Annotated in this window: 24 protein-coding genes; 14 read left to right on the forward strand and 10 right to left on the reverse strand. The window is 63.0% G+C overall.

Going from position 1 to position 25,397, the window contains the following annotated elements; genetic code table 11:
• Positions 1 to 6 precede the first annotated feature (6 nt).
• From phnL to BLT65_RS08075, 5 genes are all read left to right on the forward strand, one after another.
• On the forward strand, positions 7 to 762 hold the full coding sequence (gene phnL / locus BLT65_RS08055) for a phosphonate C-P lyase system protein PhnL (protein WP_091776721.1): 756 nt from the start codon (positions 7 to 9) through the stop codon (positions 760 to 762).
• Between the two features lie 25 nt (positions 763 to 787).
• Positions 788 to 1,921, forward strand: a complete 1,134-nt coding sequence (locus tag BLT65_RS08060; RefSeq protein WP_042307776.1) for an alpha-D-ribose 1-methylphosphonate 5-triphosphate diphosphatase — start codon at positions 788 to 790, stop codon at positions 1,919 to 1,921.
• A 343-nt stretch (positions 1,922 to 2,264) separates the two neighbouring features.
• Positions 2,265 to 3,047 carry an ABC transporter substrate-binding protein gene (locus tag BLT65_RS08065; protein ID WP_091776723.1) on the forward strand — a complete coding sequence of 261 codons (783 nt, stop codon included), beginning with the start codon at positions 2,265 to 2,267 and terminating at the stop codon, positions 3,045 to 3,047.
• A 261-nt stretch (positions 3,048 to 3,308) separates the two neighbouring features.
• Entirely contained in the window at positions 3,309 to 4,424 is a 1,116-nt protein-coding gene (locus tag BLT65_RS08070; protein WP_091776725.1) for a succinylglutamate desuccinylase/aspartoacylase family protein, read from the forward strand.
• 343 nt (positions 4,425 to 4,767) lie between these two features.
• Positions 4,768 to 5,940, forward strand: coding sequence for a porin (locus BLT65_RS08075; RefSeq protein ID WP_091776728.1), 1,173 nt, complete (start codon positions 4,768 to 4,770; stop codon positions 5,938 to 5,940).
• A 116-nt stretch (positions 5,941 to 6,056) separates the two neighbouring features.
• Here the strand turns inward: BLT65_RS08075 and BLT65_RS08080 are convergent, their stop codons facing one another.
• From BLT65_RS08080 to BLT65_RS08105, 5 genes are all read right to left on the reverse strand, one after another.
• Positions 6,057 to 6,380: a type II toxin-antitoxin system HicB family antitoxin gene (locus tag BLT65_RS08080; protein ID WP_091776730.1), complete on the reverse strand. Its 324-nt coding sequence runs from the start codon at positions 6,378 to 6,380 to the stop codon at positions 6,057 to 6,059.
• The gene (locus BLT65_RS08085; protein ID WP_208545746.1) at positions 6,370 to 6,621 is read right to left on the reverse strand and encodes a toxin HicA; all 252 of its coding nucleotides are present in this window, start codon (positions 6,619 to 6,621) and stop codon (positions 6,370 to 6,372) included. Before BLT65_RS08085 ends, BLT65_RS08080 begins: the two co-directional genes overlap by 11 nt.
• A 68-nt stretch (positions 6,622 to 6,689) precedes the next feature.
• Positions 6,690 to 6,914 (reverse strand): hypothetical protein, encoded by a 225-nt coding sequence (locus tag BLT65_RS08090; protein WP_091776732.1) that lies wholly within the window; start codon positions 6,912 to 6,914, stop codon positions 6,690 to 6,692.
• A gap of 588 nt (positions 6,915 to 7,502) precedes the next feature.
• On the reverse strand, positions 7,503 to 8,468 hold the full coding sequence (locus BLT65_RS08100) for a threo-3-hydroxy-L-aspartate ammonia-lyase (RefSeq protein WP_091776736.1): 966 nt from the start codon (positions 8,466 to 8,468) through the stop codon (positions 7,503 to 7,505).
• 157 nt (positions 8,469 to 8,625) lie between these two features.
• A complete protein-coding gene (locus BLT65_RS08105) occupies positions 8,626 to 9,546 on the reverse strand; it encodes a LysR family transcriptional regulator (RefSeq protein ID WP_091776738.1) in 921 nt (306 codons plus the stop codon).
• A gap of 98 nt (positions 9,547 to 9,644) precedes the next feature.
• On the opposite strand from BLT65_RS08105, the gene BLT65_RS08110 reads away from it, so the two are divergent.
• Positions 9,645 to 10,775, forward strand: coding sequence for a DSD1 family PLP-dependent enzyme (locus BLT65_RS08110; protein WP_091776741.1), 1,131 nt, complete (start codon positions 9,645 to 9,647; stop codon positions 10,773 to 10,775).
• Positions 10,776 to 10,799: 24 nt separating this feature from the next.
• On the opposite strand, the gene BLT65_RS08115 is transcribed toward BLT65_RS08110, so the two are convergent.
• The gene (locus BLT65_RS08115; protein ID WP_042307764.1) at positions 10,800 to 11,432 is read right to left on the reverse strand and encodes a helix-turn-helix transcriptional regulator; all 633 of its coding nucleotides are present in this window, start codon (positions 11,430 to 11,432) and stop codon (positions 10,800 to 10,802) included.
• A gap of 190 nt (positions 11,433 to 11,622) precedes the next feature.
• On the opposite strand from BLT65_RS08115, the gene BLT65_RS08120 reads away from it, so the two are divergent.
• The 4 genes from BLT65_RS08120 (at position 11,623) to BLT65_RS08135 (ending at position 14,584) form a co-directional block, all read left to right on the forward strand.
• Positions 11,623 to 12,369 (forward strand): carbonic anhydrase family protein, encoded by a 747-nt coding sequence (locus BLT65_RS08120; RefSeq protein ID WP_091776743.1) that lies wholly within the window; start codon positions 11,623 to 11,625, stop codon positions 12,367 to 12,369.
• Between the two features lie 69 nt (positions 12,370 to 12,438).
• A complete protein-coding gene (locus tag BLT65_RS08125; protein ID WP_091776745.1) occupies positions 12,439 to 12,846 on the forward strand; it encodes a DUF6232 family protein in 408 nt (135 codons plus the stop codon).
• Positions 12,847 to 12,984: 138 nt separating this feature from the next.
• The gene (locus BLT65_RS08130) at positions 12,985 to 13,323 is read left to right on the forward strand and encodes a hypothetical protein (protein ID WP_091776747.1); all 339 of its coding nucleotides are present in this window, start codon (positions 12,985 to 12,987) and stop codon (positions 13,321 to 13,323) included.
• Positions 13,324 to 13,516: 193 nt separating this feature from the next.
• Entirely contained in the window at positions 13,517 to 14,584 is a 1,068-nt protein-coding gene (locus BLT65_RS08135) for a hypothetical protein (RefSeq protein WP_091776749.1), read from the forward strand.
• A 102-nt stretch (positions 14,585 to 14,686) separates the two neighbouring features.
• Here the strand turns inward: BLT65_RS08135 and BLT65_RS08140 are convergent, their stop codons facing one another.
• Complete coding sequence (locus tag BLT65_RS08140; RefSeq protein ID WP_091776751.1) at positions 14,687 to 17,140, reverse strand: glycogen/starch/alpha-glucan phosphorylase; 2,454 nt, start codon at positions 17,138 to 17,140, stop codon at positions 14,687 to 14,689.
• A 380-nt stretch (positions 17,141 to 17,520) separates the two neighbouring features.
• Between BLT65_RS08140 and BLT65_RS08145 the strand changes: the two genes are divergently transcribed.
• Entirely contained in the window at positions 17,521 to 17,748 is a 228-nt protein-coding gene (locus tag BLT65_RS08145) for a hypothetical protein (protein ID WP_042307667.1), read from the forward strand.
• A gap of 286 nt (positions 17,749 to 18,034) precedes the next feature.
• Positions 18,035 to 19,417: an MFS transporter gene (locus BLT65_RS08150; RefSeq protein ID WP_091776979.1), complete on the forward strand. Its 1,383-nt coding sequence runs from the start codon at positions 18,035 to 18,037 to the stop codon at positions 19,415 to 19,417.
• A gap of 74 nt (positions 19,418 to 19,491) precedes the next feature.
• On the opposite strand, the gene ltaE is transcribed toward BLT65_RS08150, so the two are convergent.
• Entirely contained in the window at positions 19,492 to 20,496 is a 1,005-nt protein-coding gene (gene ltaE / locus BLT65_RS08155; protein ID WP_091776753.1) for a low-specificity L-threonine aldolase, read from the reverse strand.
• Positions 20,497 to 20,810: 314 nt separating this feature from the next.
• On the opposite strand from ltaE, the gene BLT65_RS08160 reads away from it, so the two are divergent.
• Both BLT65_RS08160 and BLT65_RS08165 read left to right on the forward strand, forming a co-directional pair.
• Positions 20,811 to 21,203: a hypothetical protein gene (locus BLT65_RS08160; protein WP_341865828.1), complete on the forward strand. Its 393-nt coding sequence runs from the start codon at positions 20,811 to 20,813 to the stop codon at positions 21,201 to 21,203.
• On the forward strand, positions 21,196 to 21,654 hold the full coding sequence (locus BLT65_RS08165) for a DUF2846 domain-containing protein (protein ID WP_091776757.1): 459 nt from the start codon (positions 21,196 to 21,198) through the stop codon (positions 21,652 to 21,654). Before BLT65_RS08160 ends, BLT65_RS08165 begins: the two co-directional genes overlap by 8 nt.
• 94 nt (positions 21,655 to 21,748) lie before the next feature.
• Here BLT65_RS08165 and BLT65_RS08170 read toward each other — a convergent pair whose 3' ends face one another.
• Positions 21,749 to 24,496, reverse strand: a complete 2,748-nt coding sequence (locus BLT65_RS08170; RefSeq protein ID WP_091776760.1) for a bifunctional diguanylate cyclase/phosphodiesterase — start codon at positions 24,494 to 24,496, stop codon at positions 21,749 to 21,751.
• Positions 24,493 to 25,302: a substrate-binding periplasmic protein gene (locus BLT65_RS08175; protein WP_091776762.1), complete on the reverse strand. Its 810-nt coding sequence runs from the start codon at positions 25,300 to 25,302 to the stop codon at positions 24,493 to 24,495. Before BLT65_RS08175 ends, BLT65_RS08170 begins: the two co-directional genes overlap by 4 nt.
• Positions 25,303 to 25,397: the final 95 nt, after the last annotated feature.

Here is a 25,397-nt window from a genome sequence, read left to right on the forward strand (position 1 = left end):
CACGCGATGACAACGTCAATCGAAACATCGTTCATCGACAACGACGCGCTGATGTTGCGCGCCGTCGGTATCGGCAAGACCTTCACGCTGCACGGCCAGGGCGGCGTGCAGATCGACGCGCTCGCGGGCGTGTCACTCGACGTCAAACGCGGCGAGTGCGTCGTGCTGGTCGGGCCGTCGGGCGCGGGCAAGAGCACGTTTTTGCGCTGCCTGTACGGCAACTATCTGGCGAGCACGGGCACGATCGCGATTCGCGACGACGCGCAGGAAACGAAACATCTGTCGATCACGGGCGCCGAGCCGCGCGACGTGCTGCATTTGCGGCGCGGCGTGGTCGGTTACGTGAGCCAGTTTCTGCGCGTGATCCCGCGCGTCAGCACGCTCGATCTCGTCGCCGAGCCGCTCGTCTCGCGCGGTGTCGATGAAAACGAAGCGCATGCGCGCGCCGCCGCGTTGCTCGCGCGCCTCAACGTACCCGAACGTTTGTGGCCGCTCGCGCCCGCGACGTTTTCGGGCGGCGAGCAGCAGCGCGTGAACATCGCACGCGGCCTGATTGCCGGGCATCCCGTGTTGCTGCTGGATGAGCCGACCGCTTCGCTCGATGCGGAGAACCGCGAAGTCGTCGCTGATCTGATCGTCGAGGCGCGCGAGCGCGGCGCGGCAATCGTCGGCATCTTTCACGATGAAGACACGCGCGCGAAAGTCGCCACACGCAGGCTGGAATTGACGCCACCGCTGCGTCACGCAACGGCATTACACTGATATCGATCCGATACGGAGCATCGACATGCTGATCAAGAACGCCCGCGTCGTCACGCGGGACGAAGTATTCACAGGCGTCGTGCGCGTCGAGGACGGCGTGATTCGCGACGTCGCGCGCGGCACGACGTCGGCGGCCGGCGCGCAGGACTGGGAGGGAGACTATCTGCTGCCCGGCCTCATCGAGCTGCACACGGACAATCTGGAAAAGCATCTGTTGCCGCGGCCGGGCGTCGAGTGGAATACGGATGCCGCATTCGTGATTCACGATGCGCAGGTTGCCGCAGCCGGCATCACGACCGTGTTCGACGCGCTCGCAATTGGCTCGCGCTCGAACGTCGGCTTGCGCCGCGCCGACACGCAAACACGCTGTGCCGAAGCGCTGCAGCGTTTCTCCGAGCGCAAGCTGCTGCGCGCCGAGCACTTCCTGCATCTGCGCTGCGAAATCGCAACGGCCGATGTGGTCGAACTGTTCGATACGCTGAAGGACCACCCGCTGCTGCGTCTCGCGTCGGTGATGGATCACACGCCGGGCCAGCGCCAGTGGCACGATCGCGAGCAATGGCGCCGCTTCCAGGAGCGCCACGGCAAGATGACGGACGAGCACATGGCCGCGACGCTCGTTGAACTCGAAGACGAACAGCAGCGCTTCGCGGACGAGCACCGCCGCCAGATCGTCGAGCGCTGCAAGGCGCTCGGCGTGCCCGTCGCGAGCCACGACGACACGCTCGTCGAGCACGTGCAGCAGGCCGCCGAAGAAGGCATCGTGCTCGCCGAATTCCCGACCACGCGCATCGCCGCCGAAGCCGCGCACCGTCACGGCATCGCGACGATCATGGGCGCGCCGAACATCGTGCGCGGCGGCTCGCACTCGGGCAACGTGTCGGCGCTGGAACTGGCCAAGGCGAATCTGCTCGACATCCTGTCGTCCGATTACGTGCCGTCCAGCCTGCTGACGGCCGCGTTTGAACTCGTCGAGAAAGCCGGCTGGAGCTTGCCTCGCGCGATGGCGACCGTGTCGGCGGAACCGGCCCGCACGGCGGGGCTGCACGACCGCGGCGCGATCGAGACGGGGCTGCGCGCCGACTTCGTGCGCGTCACGATGCTCGACGCATTGCCGGTGCCGCGCGCGACCTATCGCGGCGGCGAGCGGATCGTTTGACCGACGCTTGCACCTTGTCGCTGACCTAAGGCCTTGAACCAAAAGCGTTTGCCGCACTGCCGCATGCGCGGCAAACGCCTGTTTCACCGTCTCTTTTGCCTTCGTTTTGCTTTCATTACCCTCTTCCTACCCCATATCATAAAAATGCCCGCTAGAGGCAATACTCCTGTGCCATCCGGTGTTTCACTAGCACCGCAAATATTTTGATTTGTTAAGCTTGGCGCGCGTTGCTGGCTGCCCAGCCAGCGGCCAATATAGACAAGCCCGGCACAACGGCCGGGCAACGTCGCGCAGCGGCACAACCGCATGCGGGACACTTTGAACCACTCCCGGGAGTACATCAGTGAAGAAACTGCTTGCGGCTTTGACGGTTGCCCTGCTCGCCACCGTATCGATCGGCGCACACGCGAAAGACTGGACCACCATCCGCTTCGGCGTCGACGCCAGCTATCCGCCGTTCGAATCGAAGGGTTCCGACGGCAAGCTGGTCGGCTTCGATATCGACCTTGGCAATGAAATCTGCACGCGCCTGAAGGCGAAGTGCGTGTGGGTCGAAAACGACTTCGACGGCATGATCCCGGCACTGAAGGCGAAGAAGTTCGACGGCGTGCTGTCGTCGATGTCGATGACGCCGCAACGCGCCGAACAGATCGCTTTCTCGTCGAAACTGTTCAACACGCCGACGCGCCTCGTCGCCAAGAAGGGCTCGAACATCCTGCCGACGGCGGAATCGCTGTCGGGCAAGACGGTCGGCGTCGAACAGGGCACGATCCAGGAAACGTACGCGAAGACCTACTGGGAACCGAAGGGCGCGAAGGTCACGCCGTACCAGAACCAGGACCAGGTCTATGCCGACCTGATCTCGGGCCGTCTGGACGCAGCGCTGCAAGACGCTGTGCAGGCTGAAATCGGCTTCCTGAAGACGCCGCGTGGCGCGGGCTTCCAGTTCGTCGGCAAGGATCTCGAAGACAAGAAGATCCTCGGCGAAGGCGCTGGCATCGGCATGCGCAAGGAAGACACGGATCTGAAGGCGGCCGTCGACAAGGCGATCGCCGAGATCATCAAGGACGGCACGTACAAGAAGATCGAGAAGAAGTACTTCACCTTCGACGTGTACGGCGGCTGATCGACACGGCAGTGCGTAGCGCGGTTCGCCCGCGCGACGCGCCGGTATGCAGACGGGCTCCATTCGGAGCCCGTTTTGTTTTGACGCCGATGCAGGCGAGTCCATGCGGCGGCACAGCGTCGCCCGCGCTGCGCAAATGGGCTAAGATCGAACGATTCACGGCGCAGCCGTTGTGCGTGCCACCGTTTTCAGCAGTCAATCCGAAGTCATATCTGTGCAACTATAGGGCGCCCGCGCGTCGCCGGCGGCGCCACACCAATCATGCAAACCCTCAATCATCCGCTGATTTCCCCGACCCTCGGCACCGCTCGCAGCCTGACGAGCTTCCACTACGGTCCGAGCGGTGGGCAGAAGGTCTATATCCAGTCATCGCTGCACGCTGACGAACTCCCCGGCATGCTGGTGTCGTGGGCGCTGCGCCGCAAGCTCGAAGCGCTCGAAGCCGCTGGCAAGCTGCGCGGCGAAATCGTGATCGTGCCCGTCGCGAATCCGATCGGTCTTAACCAGCATGTGCTCGGCCTGCTCGCCGGCCGCTTCGAAACCAACACCGCGCAGAACTTCAACCGCAATTTCTACAACCTGTTCGACCTGATCGAGCCGGTGATCGAAGGCCGTCTGACGACGGATGCCGACCAGAACCGCACGATCATCCGCCAGGCCATGCGCGAAGCGCTCGACGCGCAAACGCCGCGCACCGAAGTCGAATCGCAACGCCTCGGGTTGCAACTGCTGTCGTACGACGCGGACGTCGTGCTCGATCTGCATTGCGACTGGGAAGCGGCGCTGCATCTGTATACGAACCCGGACCTGTGGCCCGACGTCGAGCCGCTTGCGCGCTACCTGGATTCGAAGGCTTCGCTGCTCGCGGTGGATTCCGTCGGCAATCCGTTCGACGAGATTCACAGCTTCTGCTGGTCGGAATTGCGCACGCGCGTAGGCGACCGTTTCCCGATTCCGAATGGCTCGATCTCGGTGACGGTCGAACTGCGCAGCCAGCGCGACGTGTCGTATGAGTTCGCCGAGCACGACGCGCAAGGGATCATCGAATATCTGACGCATCGCGGCGTGATTGCCGGCGAAGCTGCGCCGATGCCGCCGCTCGAATTCGCCGCGACGCCGCTCGCCGGCACCGAGCCGATCGTTACGCCCGTGAGCGGCGTCGTCGTGTATCGCCAGGAAGTGGGCAAGTGGATCGATGCCGGCGAGCCCATCGCCGATATCATCGATCCGCTGACCGATCAGGTCATCACGTTGAAGTCGACGGTGGCGGGCGTGATGTATGCGCGCCATCTGTCGCGCTTCGCGCAGGCGGGCATGGAGATCGTGCGGATTGCAGGCGCGAAGGCCTTCCGGAAAGGGCAGTTACTGTCAGCCTGACGACGATGGCGGCTTGCACGCCGCCTCGTATCGAATGAAATCGCCCGCTTTGTGCGGGCGTTTTTTTGGCTCCAGCCCGATGCATATCGGCGCTTGTTTCGTGACCGCCACTAAACAAACCTGCTTGTGACTAGCCTGGCGGCGTCGTGAATATGAAGCATATGCACAGATTTGCGCGCGACCCTTTTGCACGCAAAGCAAATGTTGTCGTATTTGTACTACATATTTAGCAAAAAGATTTGCTGTCATATTCCTTTCCTTTCTCCTCGTTACATTTGCGCCCGTCGCGCGACCTGCCACAGAGTCAGGCTCGCGATCGCCATTTTTCAATCTGGAGAAAGTTTTGAACAAGAAAGTACTTACCACCGCTCTACTCGCCTCGGCATTCGCAGGTACCGCACACGCACAAAGCAGCGTCACGCTGTACGGCATCATCGATGCAGGTATCAGCTACGCAAACCACTCGAAGAACGCAGCAGGCGGCAGCGACAAGCTGTTCAAGTATGACGACGGCGTGGCGCAAGGCAGCCGTTGGGGCCTGCGCGGCACGGAAGACCTGGGCGGCGGCCTGAAGGCACTGTTCGTGCTCGAAAGCGGCTTCAACAGCGGCAACGGCACGTCGGGTCAAGGCGGCGCACTGTTCGGCCGTCAGGCATTCGTTGGTCTGTCGAAGGACGGCATCGGCTCGCTGACGTTCGGTCGTCAATACGCGTTCACGACTGACTATCTGGGCAGCAACTATTCGACGGGTGGCCTGACGGTCGCCGGTAACTACGCTTACCACATCAACGACGTCGACCAGCTCACGTCGAGCCGTATCAACAACGCAGTGAAGTTCAGCAGCGCGAACTTCGCGGGCCTGACGTTCGGCGCGATGTATGGCTTCTCGAACCAGGCTGGCGCATTCGGCGGCGCACCGACCGTGGGCACGACGACGGGCTCGTCGCGCGCTTACAGCTTCGGCGTGAACTACGCGAACGGCCCCATCGGCCTGGGCGCAGCGTACACGGACATCCGTTTCCCGGCCCTGGCAACGCCGGCATTCTCGACGTCGATCGCCAACGTGACCACGAGCGCCACGACCACCACGGTGCGCGACCTGCGCACGTTCGGTCTGGGCGGCCGCTACATCATCGGACCGGCAACGCTGTATGCGCTGTGGACGAACACGCACTTCGAGCCGATCACGGGCGCGTCGACGACGTACAACAACTTCGAAGGCGGCGCAAAGTACGCGTTCACGCCGGCGCTGACGACCGGCCTCGGCTACACGTACTCGCGTCTGACGGGCGCGACGACGGGCCACTTCAACCAGGTGGACGCAAGCGTCGACTACGCGCTGTCGAAGCGCACCGATGTCTACGGCCTGGTGATCTATCAGGACGCATCGGGCAAGACGGCTTCGGGCGCACCAATCCAGGCTCAGATCGGTTCGTCGACGTCGTACTTCAACACGTCGGGTTCGGGCTCGCAAAACCAGCTGGCGTTCCGCGTCGGCATGCGTCACAAGTTCTAAGCGGTGTTGTAGGGCGAAGCGCTTTCGGGCGCTTTGCCTGCACGCTTGCAGATGGACTGGAAACGCCCCGCTTTTGCGGGGCGTTTTTGTTGGTGGGGATGGGTGAAAAGTGAAACTCAGGCTGCGAGCTTCATGCTGACGAGCCGGTTCAGGCTCACGCCCTGCTCGGCCGCCTGCATCGCCAGCGCGCGATGCTGCTCAGGCGGAATGCGGACTCTGAACTCACCGCTATAGCGCTTCTCCGCAAGCGGATCAGGTACTGCTTCACCTTGTTCGATCATGTCGGCGATGGCTTCCGTTACAGCTGCGCGGATTCCCTTGAGCGCGGCCTCGGGCGAACGGGCAAGCCATGAAAGGGATGGAAACTCCGCGCACAGTCCCACGTGTTCGCCGTCTTCCGGCGACCACGTGACGCGGTAGGTGTAGTGATCAGCGGGCATGTTGACTCTCCTTCAGCTTATCGATGGCCTGCAGCACCTGACGCACCTGGTATGCCTTGGCCTTTCCTTTTTCGTTTTGAATGTTTACGCGCGGATCGCCCATCCAGGGCATACGGAAAACTGCGTGGCTCGAACCCGATTGCCGTGGTTTTCCGAAATGGTCCTCGCAGACCTTGAACAATGCCGTGTAACGGACGTTCGCGGGTTCACGACGCATTTGTTCAAGGATTTTTTCTGTCATGTGTGAATGGTACCACTATTGGCACCATTCGATAGGCTTCGCTTTGACGTATGGGTATCTGATCTGCGCTAATCCGGCGACACAAAAATCCGTACTTCCCCGTTCGCCGTTGGCATCGTGAAGTCGTTGATGCGGCCCGCGCGCACGTCGAAGAGCAGGCGCTCCAGGCGCTCGAGCCGTGCCGCCTTATCGCCGCCGCTCAAAGCGGCTGCCTCCGAATCCTTCAGCAGCGCTGCACGCGCGCTCATGATGCGTGCGACTGCGCTCGATCTCGATGTGAAAACCTCTTCCATGTCGGGTACTTCCTTCCCGCTGCGGCCACATGGAAAGCTTCATTTCGCATGCCGCGCCAGCTATGTTCATCAAAAAGTGCCGCCCGCATTGCCGGGCGCGATGATTCTATGAGCTTGCGCAAATCCTTGCCGTGACGTTGACATGCCCCGCGCCTCCCACGTCCCGGCAAAATATATCCACAATTGTTTATGATAAACATAAAAAACATTAACTATCATAAATGAAATGGCGATCCTACTCTTCAGTTCATCCCACGGCATCGTGCTCAAGCAGCGATGCGAAACACCGGGACGAGCCACAGGAGTTGATCATGAACACCGCCGCCAAATCGCTGCACTCTCAGGTCGAAAAGTGGCTCGCACCTGGTCCACAAGGGCAGATTCGGGTCGTGCGGTTTGGACATAGGCGCAGGGACGGAACGAGATACGCGCACGTCGAAGCATCATCGACGTGCGGTGCGCGGGCGATTTTCTTCTTTCGTCATCACGACGGCGGCTGGTGCGTCTTTCCGCCCCACGCCGGCGGGCCGTCGATGTCAGCGCATCTTGGCGTGTACTGCTAGTCCGCCGCCACAGCGGCGGCTTCCTTCAGCTCGCAGAAACCAGTTCCGCGAACTTTTGCACATCGACATTGCCGCCGCTGATCAACACGCCGATCCGTTTGCCCTTGAGCTTGTCCTTCATCTGGCGCGCGGCGGCGAAGCTCAGACAACCCGTCGGCTCGACGACGATCTTCATCCGGGCCGCAAAAAAACGCATGCAATCGACGAGTTCCGCGTCGCTCGCCGTGAGCACATCGGTGACATCGCGCTGGATGATCGGGAACGTGTATTCACCGAGATGCTGCGTTTGCGCGCCATCGGCGATTGTCTTCGGCGTGTCGATGTTGACGATCTTTCCTGAGCGGAAAGATTGCTGCCCATCGTTGCCTGCTTCCGGCTCGACCGCGTAGAGCGCGCAATCGGGCGACAGCGCGCGCGTCGACAGCGCCGAGCCCGACAGCAATCCGCCGCCGCCGAGCGGCACGAAGAACGCATCGAGCGGCCCGACTTCGTCGAACAGTTCTTTCGCCGCCGTGCCCTGCCCGGCAAGCACATCGGGATGATCGTAGGGCGGAATCAGCGTCAGGCCGTGCTTCTGCGCGAGATCGCGGCCAATCTGCTCGCGGTCTTCCTTGTAGCGGTCGTACAGGACGACGTTGCCGCCGTAACCCTTGGTCGCCTCGACCTTGATCTGCGGCGCGTCGTGCGGCATCACAATCGTCGCGGGCATGCCGAGCAGACGCGCGGACAGCGCGACAGCCTGAGCGTGATTGCCCGACGAAAACGCGACCACGCCCTGACGGCGCTGCTGCTCATCGAACTTCGACAGTGCGTTGAATGCGCCGCGAAACTTGAACGCGCCCATGCGCTGGAGGTTTTCGCATTTGAAGAACACCTCGGCGCCGAACATTTCGTTGACGGTCCGCGAAGTCAGAACGGGCGTGCGGTGCGCAACGCCTTCGAGCCGCTTCGATGCGGCGACGACGTCGTCATAGGTAGGCAAAGTGAGCATGATCGTCCGGGATATGGAGTGTTGAGCGACGCGGGCGTGGAACGCGCAAGCTGCAGCGACGCGCAATTATCCCGCTGGATTGATTGAATTGTGATTAGACATATTGTCTATGTCAATACATTTTGTAAATTCTCGCTATCAAGACAGCCACGCAGCGCTATTTGCGCCACGGAGGCGGGTCCATCGCGGCGCGCGCTGCATCGAGGAAAAGCCGCACTCGGGCAGGCACGCCCTTCCGCGTCGGCACGAGCGCGACGATCGGCGCTGGCGCCAGCCGCCACTGCGGCAGCAGACGCTTGAGCTTTCCGCTTGCGATCAACGCGCCCGCGTCCCATTCGGATCGCACCATGATGCCAAGTCCGCGCATCGCCCAATCGCCGATCACGCCGCCATCGTTCGACGATAGCGCCCCTGTCACGCGCACAGTCACCGCCTTGCCCGGTTTCGCATTTCTGCCCGACGCCCTTTCGAAACGCCATCGCGATACGTCCTCGTCGTTCTCGCGTAGGCAAAGACAAGGCAGGTGCGCGAGTTCGTGAGGATGCTCCAGCGCGTCGAGACTTGCCGCCAGTCGCGGGCTCGCGCAGAGGTAGCGCTCGTTCGGCGCGAGAACGTGCGCAACCCACGACGAATCCTTCATTTCGCCGATATGGATCACGATATCCGCACCCGCGCTGTCGGCGAGCGGGGTATCGGAGAGAGTCAGGCTGGCCTTCACGTTCGGATACATCAGGTGAAAGTCCCGGAGAACGGGCGCCACGTGAACGCGCCCGAAACCCAGCGGCGCGACGATGCGCAAGCTCCCCGATACGGACTGATGTTCCGCTGCGATCCGCTCAGGCAGTGTTTCGAGGCGTTCGAGCAGATCGATTGCTTCGAGCATCAACCGCGTGCCTTCGTCAGTGAGTGAGATGCCACGCGCCTCGCGCACCGCGAGATGCACGCCAAGGCGCTCTTCGAGCTTTTGCAGCCGCACGGTGAGCGCGGGTGGCGTGACGTCGAGCAGCCGCGCGGCACCCGCGAGTGAATGCGTCGTGCCGAGCGCCCTGAACATGCGCATGTCGTCGAGATCGACCATTAAACTGGATTAAATGAGAAGTTGATGGATCATTAACCACACTATAGTCCAAAGGCCCTACAGTGAATCCGCGCACACTTCGCCATAAGGAAAGCACTGTGAATCTCGCCTCGCTCAATACGCCCGCCGCCATCGTCGACGTCGATGTCATGACGCGCAACATCCAGCGCATGCAAACGCGGATGAGCGCACACGGCGTAACGTTCCGGCCGCATGTGAAGACGACCAAATGCGAGCATGTCGTGCGCGCGCAGCTTGCCGCCGGTGCGCAAGGCATAACCGTTTCTACGCTGAAGGAAGCTGAGCAGTTCTTCGCAGCAGGCATCGACGATATCGTCTATGCAGTGGCAATGGCGCCCAGCAAACTCGAACAGGCGCTGCAACTGCTCCGTCGTGGCTGCCGCCTGAAGATCATCACGGACAGCGTCCATTCGGCGCAAGCCATCGTGGCGTTCGGGAACGCTCATGCCGCGACGTTCGAGGTGTGGATCGAAGTCGACGTCGACGGACATCGCTCGGGCATCGCGCCGGATGACGACCTGCTGCTCGACGTCGGGCGCATTCTGCATGAAGGAAAAATGAAGCTGGGCGGCGTACTCGCGCATGCAGGCTCGAGCTACGACTACAGCACGTCAGCAGAGCTGGAGCGAATCGCGGAACAGGAGCGCGCCGGCTGCGTGCATGCGGCCCAACGGCTACGCGCAGCCGGGCTGCCTTGCGACACGGTCAGCATCGGCTCGACGCCAACGGCGCTCGCCGCGCGGCATCTCGAAGGCGTGACGGAGGTTCGCGCGGGCGTCTATGTGTTCTTCGATCTCGTGATGCACAACGTGGGCGTGTGCGGCATCGACGAGATCGCGCTCAGCGTGCTGACCACAGTGATCGGTCATCAGGAAAGCAAGGGCTGGGCAATCGTCGACGCGGGCTGGATGGCGATGAGCCGCGACCGCGGCACGCAGCGCCAGAAGCAGGACTTCGGTTACGGGCTGGTATGCACCGAAGACGGCGTGCCTGTCGAAGGCTTTGTGATGAGCGCCGCGAATCAGGAGCACGGCATCGTCTCGCAAGTCGGAGAGCCGGACACGTCGATCGCGGAGCGTTTCCCGGTCGGCACACGGTTGCGCATTCTGCCCAACCACGCATGTGCGACGGGCGCTCAACACCCGGAGTATCACGCGCTGTCACGCGACGGCGGTGTGTCCACGTGGCCGAGATTCTATGGCTGGTAAGTGGACGGAAGCCACAAGGTCACGTCACTTCGTATCGTTGTACACCGTCGCACGCGATACGCCCAGGTGCGCAGCGATGATTTCCATCGACCTGCGCACCTCCAGAAAGCCCGCCTGCTTCAACTCCTGCATCAACGCACGCCGATGCTCCGTCTTCAGCGCCTGCGGCGTGGTGGAAAGCGACATCGCGTACTGGTCGATGCGCTCGCGGATCGCCTCGGCATTGGCCGGATCGAGCGATTCTTTTGCGCCGACGCCAGAAGCCGTGCAGAACTGCTCCAGCACGTTCTGAATGCCGCGAAACAGATTGAGGTCGACGTTCAGACACAACGCGGCGATATAGCGTCCCGACGAATCCTTGATCCCGACCGACGTGCTCTTCGCCCGGCGGCCGTCGCCGAACTGGTTCGGATAGTTGGTCAGCAACTGCGGATAGTCCTCGTCCGCGATCCGCGCGAGTCCGAGTTCCGTCGCCGGGTCACCGACCGCGCGCCCGGACAGGTTGTTGTGAATCGCGAGAATCGCATGCCCCGGGTCGCGCAGATCGTGGACCACGACTTCGCAAAATGGGGCGAACGTCTGCCCCAGACCATCGGCGATCTGCTTCACCTGATCGAGAAGCGACTCCTGCTCCCGCTCCAACACGTTTTTTCTCATGATAGACGTTTTATCTAAAATTACCCATATTGTACAGTCACTTGCGTTCGCAAGACGTAGCGACAAAAACACTACGCGGTTTCATTTCTCTTGAACGCAATCCGGCATCGCCTATATTCGACTCATGCGTGACGCATCGAACACAGTGCCTTGAGTCATAACGACGTTGCGAAAACCAGTGAGCCCGTTCATGTGCAATACGTATGAATATCCACGACAGTACAAAGGCTCGGGGCGCCGGCAATTTCTCCGGTTGACGGGCACTGTGGCCGCTGCAGGCTTAGCCCAGATCACGTTCCTGTCCGGCGTGGCACGTGCCGATGCGCTAACCAAGGCGCAGCGCGACCGGATGTCGCCGCAAGAAATCATCGACGACATGAAACAGGGCAACGCGCGCTTCCAGAAGGGCGAGCGAAAGCCGCGTAACTATCTGCGCGAGCAACGCGCGAGCGCAGCGGGGCAATATCCGGCAGCCGTGCTGCTGAGTTGCATCGATTCGCGCGCACCCGCCGAAGTCATCATGGACCTCGGTATCGGCGACATCTTCAACTGCCGCGTTGCTGGCAATGTCGAGAACACCGACATCCTCGGGAGCATCGAGTTTGCGTGCAAGCTGTCGGGCGCGAAGGTCGTCGTCGTGATGGGCCACACGGCCTGCGGCGCGATCAAAGGCGCCATCGCGAACGCCGAGCTGGGCAATCTCACCGCGCTGCTCGGCAAGATCAAACCCGCCGTGCAGGCCACTGAGTACACAGGCGAGCGCTCCGCAACGAACTACGCGTTCGTGAATGCCGTGGCGCGCAAGAACGTCGAACTGACGATCGGCAACATCCGTCGCGATAGTCCCGTGCTGGCCGAAATGGAAAGCCAAGGCACGATCAAGATCGTCGGCGCGATGTACAACCTGAGCACGGGAGCGCTGGAGTTTTTGGGCTGATCGGTAATTGGTAGGGCGATGGAATTTTCTGTTACCCTGCGCCCTTTCTCCCAGCTTGAACCCGTATAGATGGATACCCCTTTCAACGAACGCGGCGTGTCGGTCACGCGCAATGCGCTGTCGGCGGCCGGCCAGGTCTTTCCGTTGCGCGAGATCAAGGACGTGCGCGTCGTCACCGTGCAGAAGAACAAACTCGTGCCCTGGGCGATTTCGCTGATCGGCGCCGTGGCCGCGGTAGTCGGCGGGGTGTTTGCGTCGCCGGCGGGTGTCGTGGCCGGCGTGATGCTGATCGTCGTCGGCTGGCTCACGTGGATCACGCAGGACGTCACGCATCGCCTGATGGTCCAGACAGCGGGCAGCGAACGCGAGGCACTGTCGAGCATCGATCTGTCGTTCGTCGAACGCGTCGCGCAAACGGTCCGCGACGCGCTCGCGTCGGCCACTGCCACTGCCGCCACCGCGCCGAAGAGCCAATAGCACGCGCGCGCCACCGTGCCGTCTTTACACAAAATTGACGGCCCACGTAGCCCTTTTTTGCATCGGGTTGAGACGCTGCCCGCTACAGTGAATGCGTCTCCACAGCCGCGCCGCCCACTTCGCGTCGGCGCATCGACGATGCATACTGCTATCGCTTCATCGCACACGCTGCCGCGCCGCGCGCCCGCCATCGAACGCTCCACACAAGCCGCCCTGTCGCTCGTGACGATCGACGTAACCGTACCCGGCACCTCGTCGGCAGCGGGCCGCCGCGCGCTGCTCGCGGCACTCGGCGAAGGCTCGCGCCTGTTCGTGATGACTGTCGACAAACGCAACGACGCCATCACGTTTCGCGTCGATGTGATGGCGCGCAGCGTCGGCGATGTGATCGGCGCACTCGCGGGCGTGCTGCACCGCGCGACGATTGGCCGCGTGCGCTCGATCGCTCTCCCGCAGCACGCCGCGCAGCGGCACTGAAGCAACACCATTCACCTTCACACATTTTTGCAGGTCGCGATGCTCGCGCGCGTAGAGTCGGCGCTCCTGTCATCTCGCGTGTCCTCGCGCCAGGCCCGCGCACACCGCCGAGCCGGATCGACTGCACCCGCCGAAGCCTGAACGGCTGGTACAGCTGTCATCGCAGGTCACGCACTTCTGCAAGGTGTGTGCGATGTCTGTCCATTTCTTCCGGCGCCTGGCCGGCTTTGCGGGCGCGTTGATCGTGCTCGCGCTCGCGGCCTCGCTGGTGGCCTGTTCAACGCCGATCTCCACGCCCGTCCCGCCCGAGACGAAGGCGAGCCTCATCAACGAAGGACGCGACGGTCTGCTGGTGATGCTGTCCGCGGAACGCAGCGACAAGCGCGGCCGCGCGTCGATCGGACTGCCCGTGCAAATGGACGGCAAGGCCGTCTATCTGATGCTCGATACGGGCACGCGTGGCGTGCGCGTGCTGTCGAAGGTCTTGCCGCGTTCGAGCTATCCCGCTGCGGGCATGCGGACCTCGTACACGTTCGCGACAGACGCGCAGGTCTCCGGCGCCACCGTCACGGTGCCGTTCAGCATCGCCGGCACGAAGTCCGTCGATCTCGCCGTGCAAGCCGTCGACGAAGTCAGCTGTCTGAAGACCAACAAGCGCTGCATCGCGCAGGACGGCTACACGGGCGAGTTCGGCTGGGCATTCTCGGGCATTCTGGGCGTCGGCGCCGACGATCCACGCGATGCCTGCTGCACGCAGCCGCTGCGCGCGCTGCCCGCGAACATCGGCCAGCGCTATCTGGTGCGCGCCAATCTCGATCGTCCGCTGCTCGTGTTGAGTCCGTCGAACGCGCTGACGAAAGACTTCACGCTCGTCCCGCTCACGATGGGCAAGGACGGCTCCGCGCAATGGCCGACCGGCTGCGTGCAGGTCGGCAGCAAGATGCGCTTCTGCGCGCCCGTCGTGTTCTCGACGGGCGGCACCGACATGATCCGCGTCGAAACCGACAAGGCGCCCGACTGGGCCGACGACGTCGACGAGCACAAGCCGATCGCGCAAGGCAACTACGACGTGGTGCTGGGCGTGGGCGACTGGGCGCACCGCTTCAACGACGCGCAAACGACCATCGCGAAAGCCGCGCCCGGCGGCAATCGCATCGTGATCGGGTTGATGGCGCTGCAGAACATCGACTTGTACTTCGACTTTGCGCATGGCCAGCTCGGACTGCGCGCGCCGCGCAACAACGAGCGCATGGGCAGCTGACGCAACGTCCGTCAAGCAACCGGCACAATACAGAAAGCCGCCGCGCGATGTTCAATCGCGCGGCGGCTTTTTGTCATGCACATCACGTCACATCACATCGCGTCACTCGAGTTCGAGCGGCTTCACCTTCCAGATATCGCGCGCATACTCGGCGATCGTGCGGTCCGACGAGAACTGCCCCATGCCCGCGACGTTCTCGATCGCACTCCTGGTCCAGCCGCGCCGGTCGAGATAACGCTTGTCGACTTCGTCCTGCGCCTTCGCGAACGCGGCAAAATCGGCGAGCACCATGTAGTGATCGCCCCAATCAACCAGCGTATGGAAGATATCCGAGAAGCGCAGCGGATCGTCGGGTGAAAAGAAGCCTGTGCGAATCTGGTCGAGCGCGACCTTCAGTTCGGCGTTGTGCTCGTAGATTTCGCGCGGACGATACCCCGTCGCGCGCAACTCGTCGACCTGATCCGCCGTGTGCCCGAAGATGAAAATGTTCTCTCGCCCCACGGCATCGCAAATCTCGATGTTCGCGCCGTCCATCGTGCCGATCGTCAGCGCGCCGTTCAGCGCGAGCTTCATGTTGCCCGTGCCCGACGCTTCCGTGCCCGCCATCGAAATCTGCTCCGACAGATCCGCGGCGGGAATGATCAGCTCGGCCACGCTCACGCCGTAGTTCGGCACGAACACGACCTTCAGTTTGTCGCCAATGATGGGATCTTCATTCACCGCCTTGCTGACGTCGCCGATCAGCTTGATGATCGTCTTCGCCATCCGGTACGCGGATGCCGCCTTGCCCGCGAACATCACGACGCGCGGCACCCAGTCGCGCTCCGGGTTCGCGCGAATCTGGTTGTAGCGCACGATCACATGCAGCACGTTCAGCAATTGCCGCTTGTATTCGTGGATGCGCTTGACCTGTAGATCGAACAGCGCATCGGGATCGAACGTCATCTTCGTGTGATGCTGCAGGCGCTGGATCAGACGCAGCTTGTTCTGCCGCTTCGCTTCATGAAAGGCGTGGATGAACGACGGGTCGTCGCGCAGATCGCGCAGCTTGCCGAGCTCGAACAGATCGCGCCGCCAGTGCGTGCCGATCTGCTCGTCGATCAGGTGCGACATCGACGGGCTCGACTGCGCGAGCCAGCGGCGCGGCGTCACGCCGTTCGTGACATTCGTGAAGCGCTCGGGCCAGATTTTCGCGAAGTCAGAGAAGATGTCGCGCGTCATCAGTTGCGAGTGCAGCTTCGACACGCCGTTGACCTTCTGGCTCGCGACGATCGCCAGATGCGCCATGCGCACGCGCCGCTGCCCGTATTCATCGACGAGCGAGATGCGCCGGATCATGTCGACGTCATGCCCCGAATGCTCGCTGACGTGCTTCAGAAACTCCGCGTTGATCTCGAAGATGATTTCGAGGTGGCGCGGCAACAGGCGCGCGAGCGTTTCGACGTCCCACGTTTCGAGCGCTTCGGGCATCAGCGTGTGGTTCGTGTACGAGAACATCTGCTGGATGTCTTTCCACGCTTTCGCCCACGGCACATGATGCACGTCGACCAGCAGACGCATCAGCTCGGGAATCGCGAGCACCGGGTGCGTGTCGTTCAGATGCACCGCGACCTTTTCGGAAAAGCGGCCGAACGTGCTGTGCGTGCGCTGATAGCGGCGAATCAGGTCCTGCATCGTCGCCGACACGAAGAAGTACTCCTGCCGCAAGCGCAACTCGCGGCCGGCGGGCGTCGAATCGTCGGGATACAGCAGGCGGGAGACGTTCTCCGACATGTTCTTCGCATCGACGGCACGACGATAGTCACCCTGATTGAACGCGGACAGATCGAGTTCTTCCGTCGCGCGCGCGGACCACAGGCGCAGCGTGTTCGTCGCACTCGTCGCGAAGCCTGGGATCACGGTGTCATACGCCATCGCGTTCACGTGCTGCGTTTCGATCCATTCGACGTGACCGTCGCGCTGCACCGTGCGTCCACCGAAATGCACGATGTATTGCACCTCGGGACGCGGAAACTCCCACGGGTTGCCCGCGCGCAGCCAGTAATCGGGCGTTTCGAGCTGCTCGCCGTCGACGATCTGCTGCTTGAACATGCCGTATTCATAGCGGATGCCGTAGCCAAAGCCCGGAATGCCGAGCGTCGCCATCGAATCCAGAAAGCATGCCGCAAGGCGCCCGAGGCCGCCGTTGCCGAGCGCGGCATCGGGCTCGAGATCGGTTAGCGCTTCCATATCGACGCCGAGGCCCGAGAGCGCTTCCTTCATCTGATCGTAGATGCCAAGCGCGAGCAGCGCGTTGGTGAACGTGCGCCCGATCAGGAATTCCATCGACAGGTAATACACGCGCTTCACATCCTGCTCGTACTGCAGACGCGTGGTCTTCATCCAGCGCGCGACGAGCCGGTCGCGCACGGCAAGCGCCGCGGCGTGCAGCCAGTCTTGCGGGCGCGCTGTCACGGCGTCCTTGCCGACGCCGTACATCATGCGGTTGGAAATCGAGCGCCGTAGCGCATCGACGGTACTGTTGAGCTGGTCGAATTCCAGATCCACCGCTGTCATCGAAGCCTCCGGTAAAACGACGCGGCACGCGCTTGATTGCTTGCGTATTGGATGCGGGCGGCGCGAGCCGGTCTGGTGGATAAATAAGCAGAGTAGGACAATTTGCGTAATCCCGTGTCTGCGGCCATTGCGTTATCAAAAGCCCGCTAATCCAAGCAGACAACGCCTACCGTTGCGCAGTTCCATGACTGCTGCGTTGGATTTTGCCTGGCTTCACGCTGAAGTCTTTGCATCTGGCACGATGCCGGTGCAGACGGCTCTGTTCCTTGCACTAGTATGGATGAGTAACAAGGCGGATCGGAGACAGTATCGCCGTGCCGCGTCCCGCCGGGTCCTGCTGTAAAAGCCGCTAGCGTCGTCGTACTCCGACGGAGGTCGAAATGAACGCACAATCCGTGCTCGGTATCATCCATGCGCAGGAACTGCTCATTGTGTCCCTGATCCGCGCGCTTCCGCCGGGCGAACGGCGCAAAGTGTCCGACGAGTTCCAGGATCAGGTCGAACTGGCCGAAGCGCCCCATCTGAGCGCCGGTCACGATCGCGAGATGACCGACGCCTTCAAGGCGCATATCCGCAAGCTGTCGATTCTGTTGGCTTCGTGTAACTGACGTCGTGTTGCCGTTGGCGCATTTCGCCCCGCCGGCGCGGTCGGGAGCTGACAGTTAGTTGCGACGATGGCGTGTGAGGCCGAGCTTCCAGACAGCTTTCAGAAGGCCCGTTTTTGCGCGGCTCCCAGCACGATCCGCGCCGCTCTGTAACAATCGCTTCATTCGCTTCGAGCACGCCCGTCGCCCCATGATGCGGTCGATGCCGATATGCGCCCCGCTCAGTCCTCTGCAGAGCCTGTCCTTGTCCGAGAACACACCCAATCCGGCACGCGTCGCCGACGCGCCGATGTCCGCCGGTCACCGTTTCGCGATGGCGGCGATCATGCTGTCGGTCGCCCTCGCCTCGCTCGATACCGCTATCGCCAACACAGCGCTGCCCGCCATGGCTGCGGATCTGCACGCGCGACCGGCGGCGTCGGTATGGATCATCAACGCCTATCAGCTGGCGATGGTCGCGACGCTGCTGCCGCTCGCCGCACTCGGCGATATCGTCGGGCACCGGCGCATTTATATCAGCGGGATCATCGTGTTCACGGCGGCCTCGCTGGCCTGCGCGCTATCGCCGACGCTGCCGTGGCTGGCGGGCGCGCGCGTCGTGCAGGGCCTCGGCGCGGCGGCCATCATGAGCGTGAATACGGCGCTCATCAAGCATCTGTATCCGCCGCATCGGCTGGGGGCGGGGGTTGGGTTGAATGCGCTGGTGGTGGGCGTGTCGTTTGCCGTGGGGCCGACGGTGGCGTCGCTGATCCTGTCGGTGGCCAACTGGCCTTGGCTGTTCGCCGTGAATGTGCCGCTCGGCGTGCTGGCGCTGTCGTTCGCGTTGCCGGGACTGCCGCGCACGCCGCGCGGCACGCATCACTTCGACCGGGTTGCGGCGTTGCTTAACGTGATCACGTTCGCCGCGCTGGTGTTCGCGCTCGGCGAAGCGGCGCAGCGCGCGTCAACGGCTGTTGTGCTCGGCGCGGCGGCTGTCGCGATCGTATTCGGCGCGCTGCTGATGCGCCGCGAGGCCGGCCACCCCGCGCCGATGCTGCCCGTCGATCTGTTCAAGCTGCCCGTGTTCGCCTTGTCGGCGGTGACGGCCGTGTGCTCGTTCGCCGCGCAAGGGCTCGCATTCGTGTCGCTGCCCTTCTATTTCGAGGATGTCCTGCATCGCAGCCAGGTCGAAACCGGCTTTCTGATGACGCCCTGGCCCGTGATCGTCGCGCTCGCGGCGCCGTTCGCGGGACGGTTGTCGGACCGCTATCCGCCGGGACTGCTCGGCGCAATCGGCCTTGCGATTCTGTGCGCAGGCATGGCCGCGCTCGCGATGCTGCCGCCGCATCCGAGCGTGATCGACATCTCGATCCGCATGGCGATCTGCGGCGCGGGCTTCGGATTTTTCCAGTCGCCGAATCTGAAGGCGCTGATGGCGAGCGCGCCGCCCAATCGCAGTGGCGGCGCAAGCGGGATCATCGCGACGTCCCGGCTGATTGGGCAGACAACGGGCGCTGCGCTTGTTGCGTTGAGCTTCAGTATTGCCGGGCGTCATGGCCCGACGCTTTCGCTGGCGACGGGCGCCGTGTTCGCGGGGGCCGCGAGTATTGCGAGTGGGTTGCGGCTGTTCGCGCCGTCGCATCGGGGGCAGGCAAGCGTCACGGTTACGACGGTTACGGCGAAAGAACAGTAAGCAAAGCGGGGGCGAGTATTGCGCTCGCCGCCACTGCGCTTCACACGAACCTCGCGTGAAGCGATGCCGCTCACTTACCGCGCAAAATACTCCTTCACCGCCGTCACGAACGTATCGATATCCGCGCGCGACACATCCATATGCGTGACAAACCGCGACGCATACAACATTTGCGTAAGGATGCCGCGCTCCTTGAGCCACGCTTCGAGCGGCGCGCAATGCTCTTGCGGGAACTGCACGAATACCATGTTGGTGGCCTGCGACTGCACCTTCACCTGATCGATCTGCGCAAGCGCCGCCGCCAGATGCGCGGCGTTGTCGTGATCTTCAGCGAGCCGTTCGACGTTGTGATCCAGCGCATATAGACACGCAGCCGCCAGCACGCCCGCCTGCCGCATGCCGCCGCCCAGCACCTTGCGCCAGCGGTGCGCAACGTCGACCAGCGCCTTGCTGCCCACCAGCACCGAGCCCACTGGCGCGCCAAGCCCTTTCGAAAAGCAGATCGAAACCGTATCGAAAGGTGCGCACAGCGCTTCGACGGGCTGCTTCGACGCGACGGCCGCATTGCAGACGCGCGCGCCGTCGAGGTGAGTCGACAACCCGCGATCGCGCGCGAGTTGCGTGGCCTCGGCGACGTAACCCGCCAGCAGCACCTTGCCGCCGATGGTATTTTCCAGCGCAAGCAGGCGCGTGCGCGCGAAGTGATTGTCGATGGGTTTGATCGCGGCGGCGATCTTGTCGAGGGGAAGCGAGCCGTCGAGCGCGTTCTCGATCGGCTGCGGCTGAATACTGCCCAGCACGGCCGCGCCGCCGCCCTCGTATTTGTACGTGTGCGCCGCCTGGCCAACGATATATTCGTCGCCCCGCGCGCAATGCGCCATCAGCGCGGCGAGATTGCTCTGTGTGCCGCTCGGGAAAAACAGCCCGGCCTCCTTGCCCGCGCGCTCGGCGACGGTGGCTTGCAGCCGCAGGACCGTCGGATCGTCGCCCCAGACGTCGTCGCCGACTTCGGCGGCTGTCATCGCCGCGAGCATGTTCTTGGTCGGACGGGTCACGGTATCGCTGCGCAAATCGATCATGTGCTTTTCCTCGAGGATAACGGAGCGCCCCACTTACAACGGCACAACACGTGAAGCGCGCGATTGAATCCGCAAGTTTATCAACTCCGACGGGACGAGGCAGCCTGACCGCTCTGCCAGGTGACGTACGTCGAATGGTATTCGTAAAACTTCGTCACGTAAGCTTTTCGAAGGCCATCGCAAGCAGGTATCGTTGCGGCCTCGCCGTTTCGGATACCTCACATTCTGCCCGATCGACGAAATCGGCCGTTGGTTCAAGTTTCCCGTCCAAAAGCCGATACATGCAGTTGCCGAACAAACTGAGAGACCTCGCTTTGAAGACGAAGACATTACTGGCGTCGCTTGGCGTCTGTGTTGCGTTGTGCGCATGTGCGCCGTCACTGCCCGTTCAGGGCGCACACCTGACGCCGGTGGCAGCCACGCAGCAGCAACGCATCCGGGTGGTCGACACGGTACGCGTCCGACTCTCGACGGGGTATTCACGGCGTATATCGAGCGGCTCGCTCTGGCGTCTCGCGGGCGAGCTTCCCCAAGGCTTCGCGTACAAGCCAGTCAACGACGTTTTCACCGTCGAAGGCCGGCAGATGCATGAAGCCTGGCTTGTGGTGAAGGGCGACCGTCTGGTGGGCTTCTATCTACCCGGCGAATCGCACTTCTCGCCGCTCGATCCCACAACATCGATAACCACCGAGGCCATTCATGATTAAGCTTTCCCGCGTTCTGATCGCCGCATCCGCGGCCGCACTGCTGGCAACGGGCTGCGCCAGCGGACCGGAATTCAAGGACGTCGCGTCGTCGATTCCGACTATCAAGGAATCGCAGGGCCGGATTTACTTCTACCGCTCGAACTCGATGTTCGGCGCGGCTGTGCAGCCGGACATCAACCTGAACAGGCAGGTGGTCGGCAAGTCGAAGCCGGGCGGCTTCTTCTACGTCGATGAGCCGGCGGGCGACTATGTCGTCTCGACCACCACGGAAACCGAGAAGACCCTGACGTTTCATCTGGACGCCGGCGAGACCAAGTATGTGAAGACGAGCATCGGTCTGGGCCTGCTGGTTGGGCGCATCATTCCGTCGCTCGAATCGACGGAAGAAGCCAACGAGCATCTGCAAGGGCTGCATTACATCGGCACGCCGACCACGGCGGCAGCGAAGTAAGCCTGCATGATTCAACCGGCCGGCGGCGTGCGTCGCACCCGCTGGCCGTCGCGACTTCATCGCACGAAAGAGACAGAGGCGCAGCCGCGCGTACTCAAGGCGTCTCCAGCGCCCACTCCTTCGAATCGAACGTATCCGCGAACACCTCGAAGTCTTCGATCGGCAACGGACGGCAGAACAGATAGCCCTGATACGCCTGACACCCCGCATCGGCCAGAAACTGCCGCTGCGCTTCCGTCTCCACGCCTTCCGCGATCACACCCAGGCCGAGACTCTGTGCGAGCGTGACGATCGCGCGCGCGATCACGGCATCGTTCGGATCGTCGAGCACGTCGCGCACGAACGACCTGTCGATCTTCAGTTGCCCCAGCGGCAAGCGCTTCAGATACGACAGCGACGAATACCCGACGCCGAAATCATCGAGCGAGAACACCACGCCTTTCGTACGCAGCAACATCATCTTGCCGATGATGTCCTCGACGTTGTCGACCAGCACGCTCTCCGTCAACTCGAGCTTCAGACGGCTCGGTTCGGCGCCCGTGCGCGCGAGCGCGTCGAGCACGGTGGCGACGAAGTTTTCCTCCCGTAGCTGCTGCGCGCTCACGTTGACGGCAATCGACAGATGCGCCCGGTCCGCGCGCTTGGCCCACTGCGCGAGCTGCCGGCAGGCCGTATCGAGCACCTTGTCGCCGACCGCCAGAATCAGTCCCGTCTCTTCGGCGAGCGGAATGAATTCGGCAGGCGGCACGAGGCCATGCTCGGGATGCTGCCAGCGCACCAGCGCCTCGGCGCCCGTCACGCGAGCGCCATTGAACACCTGCGCCTGGTAGTGGACGAGCAACTGGTCTTCGTCGATCGCGCGGCGCAGCGCCGCCTCCAGCGCCGCGCGCTCCATCACCACGGTCTGCATCGCCGGATCGAAGAAGCAGATCGCGTTGCGCCCGCTTTCCTTCGACTTGTACATCGCCAGATCCGACTGCTTCAGCAACTCGTCGATCGACGTTTCGTGGCCCGTGAACAGCGTCGCGCCGATACTCGCGGTCGTGCGGAAGTCCGTGCCTTCGAGGTAGTAAGGGCTCGACAGCGCGGCCAGCACCTTTTCGGCGGCGCTCTCGGTCTCGCTTGCCGCTTCTTCGCGGGTCCGACTCAGGTCGCCCAGCACGATCACGAACTCGTCGCCGCCCATGCGCGCGACCGTGTTGCCCTCGCGAACGCTCGCCAGCAGGCGTCGCGCGACCTGGCTCAGCAGCAGATCGCCCTTGTCGTGACCGAGCGTGTCGTTGAGCGTCTTGAAGTTGTCGAGATCGACGAACAGCAGCGCGCCGTGCGTATGGTTCTGCGCGCTCAGCGCGATCACCTGCCTGAGCCGGTCGCGCAGCAGCGTGCGGTTCGGCAGATGCGTGAGCGCGTCGAAAAACGCCAGTTCCTTGATCTGCTCTTCCGCGAGCTTGCGCTCGGTGATGTCATAGTGCGTGCCGACATAGTGCGTGACGCGCCCGTCGTCCGCCTTTACGGCCGTGATGGTCAGCCACTTCGGGTAGATCTCGCCGTTCTTGCGGCGGTCCCAGATCTCGCCCTGCCATCCACCCACGCGCCGGATCGTGTCCCACATGTCGCGGAAAAACGCGGCATCGTGACGGCCCGAGCTGAGGATGCGCGGGTTCCTGCCGATCACGTCTTCGGCCGTGTAGCCGGTGCATTCGGTGAACGCGGAATTGACGCGCAGGATCGTGCCGTCGGCGTCCGTGACCATCATGCCTTCGAGCGAATCGAACGCGACCGCGGCGATGCGCAGTTCGGCCTCGCTTTCGCGAACTTCGGCCGTCATCTTCGAGGCGAGCCGCATCGCGCGGCTGCGCCCGCTCGCGAGGCTCCATGCGAGCAACGCGAGCAGCAAGCTCAAACCCGCGCCCGTGCAGGCGATCAGCAGCTTCGCGTTGCGGCCGAAGCGCGCCTTGAAGTCGGGCTGCGCCGTCATCGACAGCGTCCAGTCGTGGCCGCCCACCACGAGGTATTCGTTCGCGGAGATCACCTCGAGGTTCTTCGGTTCCGACGAGCCGTACAGCAGAGCTTCGGCCGACGGCTGCGTGCCGTCGTAGATCGACAGGTAGAGGCCGGGCGGCTGCTCGCCGTAGAGGCTCGCCAGCACGTCGCGCATGCGGAACGCCGCATACACCCAGCCGAGCAGATGCGCGCGGCGGTCCTCGACGTTGTCCTGCGGCTCGCCGCGCGCGTAGATGGGCAGATACATCACGAAGCCGGCGACGGGCGGCGCGCCCGCGTCCGACGCCAGTTGCACCTTGCCCGACACGACGGCAAGGCCGGAATCGCGCGACTTCTCCATCGCCAGCCGCCGCGCGGCGTTGGCCCACGAGTCGAAGCCAAGCAACGCATTGCCCGCGCCTGAGATCGGCTCGCGCGCGATCAAGGGCGCGTAGCCGTTGCGCTCGCCAGGTGGATTGATCGCGTAGTGACGGCCCGTGCGGATACGCATGTCGGCCATGTGCGCGTCCCGGTGTTCTGCGGGCACCCATTGCACGACGCCGATCGCCTGCACGCCCGCGAAGTTTGCGTCCGCGTTGATCGCGCCGAGATAGCCGTGAAACGCGTCGAGATCGAGCGAGCCGCGCGCCGCGAACATGCCCTGCACGCCGCGCAGCATCTGCTCGTAGGTCGCCATCCGCTGCTCGATGCGACTGACGGCATCGCCCAATGCGAAATTGAATTCGGAAAGCAACTCGCGCCGCGCGGCCTGACGCTCGTGATCCCACACTGACCAGGTGATGCTCAACCCGGTCAGGAGAATCAGCAGCGGCAACAGGACGAGGCGCGCGCGGTTCATCGCGGTAGGGTGAAGTCGACCATCGAGTCCGCGAGTTCAGGTTTGAAGTATTTCCTGAAAATGCGGCGCACCGTGCCGTCCGCGCGCATCTCCTCGACAAGGGCGCGCCATTTCTCCCGCTCCTGCGGCGACAGCGCCCGCTTCGACATGATGAGACCGTGCGGCACGGCGGCGTCGTTGAATTCGATGATGGTGGTGATGTCGCGGACGCGCTTCTCATCCAGCGCCGGATAGTCGAACGGCTCGATGATCATCCCCTGAATGGTGCCGCGCATCAGCGCCTGGTAGAGCGGCTCCAGCCCGCCCGCCTGACTGACGCGATTGGCTGCGGCGAGCGTATCGACCAGTTCGTTAGCGGACTGACTATACCGGAAGCTTCTTATGACGCCGAGTTGAAACTGGTCGTTGTGTTCGAAATCGGACAGCTGCCGGATGCCGGCGTCCTTGCGCACGAGCAGATAGAACTTGTCGCTGAAGTACCACGCGAATTGCGCGTAGCCGTCGCGCTCGTCGTTGGTGATGCCGGACAGGCTGAAATCGAGCGCGCCGGACTCGATCAGCTTCCAGATGCGCGCCCGCGACATCAGGCTCACGCGGATATCGCAGCCGCTGCGGCGGCTCAGTTCGTCGGCGAAATCCTTGTCGATGCCCGCGTTGGTGTCCTGCGAATACAGCAGGCCATGGTCGTGCAGCGCGAGTGTGAATGGACGTGTGCAGTCGGGGCCGCCCGCAGCCAATGCGCGGGTGCTGGTGGCACCCAGTGTCACGAGCACGACTAGCAAGCCTATGAGTCCGCGGTGAATCACGCTGATGCTCCCCGTTGTTCGGTGGTGAGTGGTGCTTGCGTCCGCTGCGCGCGGATGGCCGCTCGCGAGACGATGGCGAGCCTACGCGAAAACGG

The sequence above is a fragment of the Paraburkholderia steynii genome (genome assembly GCF_900100565.1).
In the GTDB taxonomy this organism is placed as follows: Bacteria; Pseudomonadota; Gammaproteobacteria; order Burkholderiales; family Burkholderiaceae; genus Paraburkholderia; species Paraburkholderia terrae.

What these genes read in the sequence shown, in the direction of transcription:
- BLT65_RS08100 (WP_091776736.1), bottom strand. Translation starts at nt 8,468, where the DNA reads ATGCTCACTTTGCCTACCTATGACGACGTCGTCGCCGCATCGAAGCGG.
- BLT65_RS08120 (WP_091776743.1), top strand. Translation starts at nt 11,623, where the DNA reads ATGTGCAATACGTATGAATATCCACGACAGTACAAAGGCTCGGGGCGC.
- BLT65_RS08130 (WP_091776747.1), top strand. Translation starts at nt 12,985, where the DNA reads ATGCATACTGCTATCGCTTCATCGCACACGCTGCCGCGCCGCGCGCCC.
- ltaE (WP_091776753.1), bottom strand. Translation starts at nt 20,496, where the DNA reads ATGATCGATTTGCGCAGCGATACCGTGACCCGTCCGACCAAGAACATG.
- BLT65_RS08070 (WP_091776725.1), top strand. Translation starts at nt 3,309, where the DNA reads ATGCAAACCCTCAATCATCCGCTGATTTCCCCGACCCTCGGCACCGCT.
- BLT65_RS08105 (WP_091776738.1), bottom strand. Translation starts at nt 9,546, where the DNA reads ATGGTCGATCTCGACGACATGCGCATGTTCAGGGCGCTCGGCACGACG.
- phnL (WP_091776721.1), top strand. Translation starts at nt 7, where the DNA reads ATGACAACGTCAATCGAAACATCGTTCATCGACAACGACGCGCTGATG.
- BLT65_RS08085 (WP_208545746.1), bottom strand. Translation starts at nt 6,621, where the DNA reads ATGACAGAAAAAATCCTTGAACAAATGCGTCGTGAACCCGCGAACGTC.
- BLT65_RS08170 (WP_091776760.1), bottom strand. Translation starts at nt 24,496, where the DNA reads ATGAACCGCGCGCGCCTCGTCCTGTTGCCGCTGCTGATTCTCCTGACC.
- BLT65_RS08145 (WP_042307667.1), top strand. Translation starts at nt 17,521, where the DNA reads ATGAACGCACAATCCGTGCTCGGTATCATCCATGCGCAGGAACTGCTC.
- BLT65_RS08060 (WP_042307776.1), top strand. Translation starts at nt 788, where the DNA reads ATGCTGATCAAGAACGCCCGCGTCGTCACGCGGGACGAAGTATTCACA.
- BLT65_RS08115 (WP_042307764.1), bottom strand. Translation starts at nt 11,432, where the DNA reads ATGAGAAAAAACGTGTTGGAGCGGGAGCAGGAGTCGCTTCTCGATCAG.
- BLT65_RS08150 (WP_091776979.1), top strand. Translation starts at nt 18,035, where the DNA reads ATGTCCGCCGGTCACCGTTTCGCGATGGCGGCGATCATGCTGTCGGTC.
- BLT65_RS08080 (WP_091776730.1), bottom strand. Translation starts at nt 6,380, where the DNA reads ATGCCCGCTGATCACTACACCTACCGCGTCACGTGGTCGCCGGAAGAC.
- BLT65_RS08090 (WP_091776732.1), bottom strand. Translation starts at nt 6,914, where the DNA reads ATGGAAGAGGTTTTCACATCGAGATCGAGCGCAGTCGCACGCATCATG.
- BLT65_RS08135 (WP_091776749.1), top strand. Translation starts at nt 13,517, where the DNA reads ATGTCTGTCCATTTCTTCCGGCGCCTGGCCGGCTTTGCGGGCGCGTTG.
- BLT65_RS08140 (WP_091776751.1), bottom strand. Translation starts at nt 17,140, where the DNA reads ATGACAGCGGTGGATCTGGAATTCGACCAGCTCAACAGTACCGTCGAT.
- BLT65_RS08165 (WP_091776757.1), top strand. Translation starts at nt 21,196, where the DNA reads ATGATTAAGCTTTCCCGCGTTCTGATCGCCGCATCCGCGGCCGCACTG.
- BLT65_RS08125 (WP_091776745.1), top strand. Translation starts at nt 12,439, where the DNA reads ATGGATACCCCTTTCAACGAACGCGGCGTGTCGGTCACGCGCAATGCG.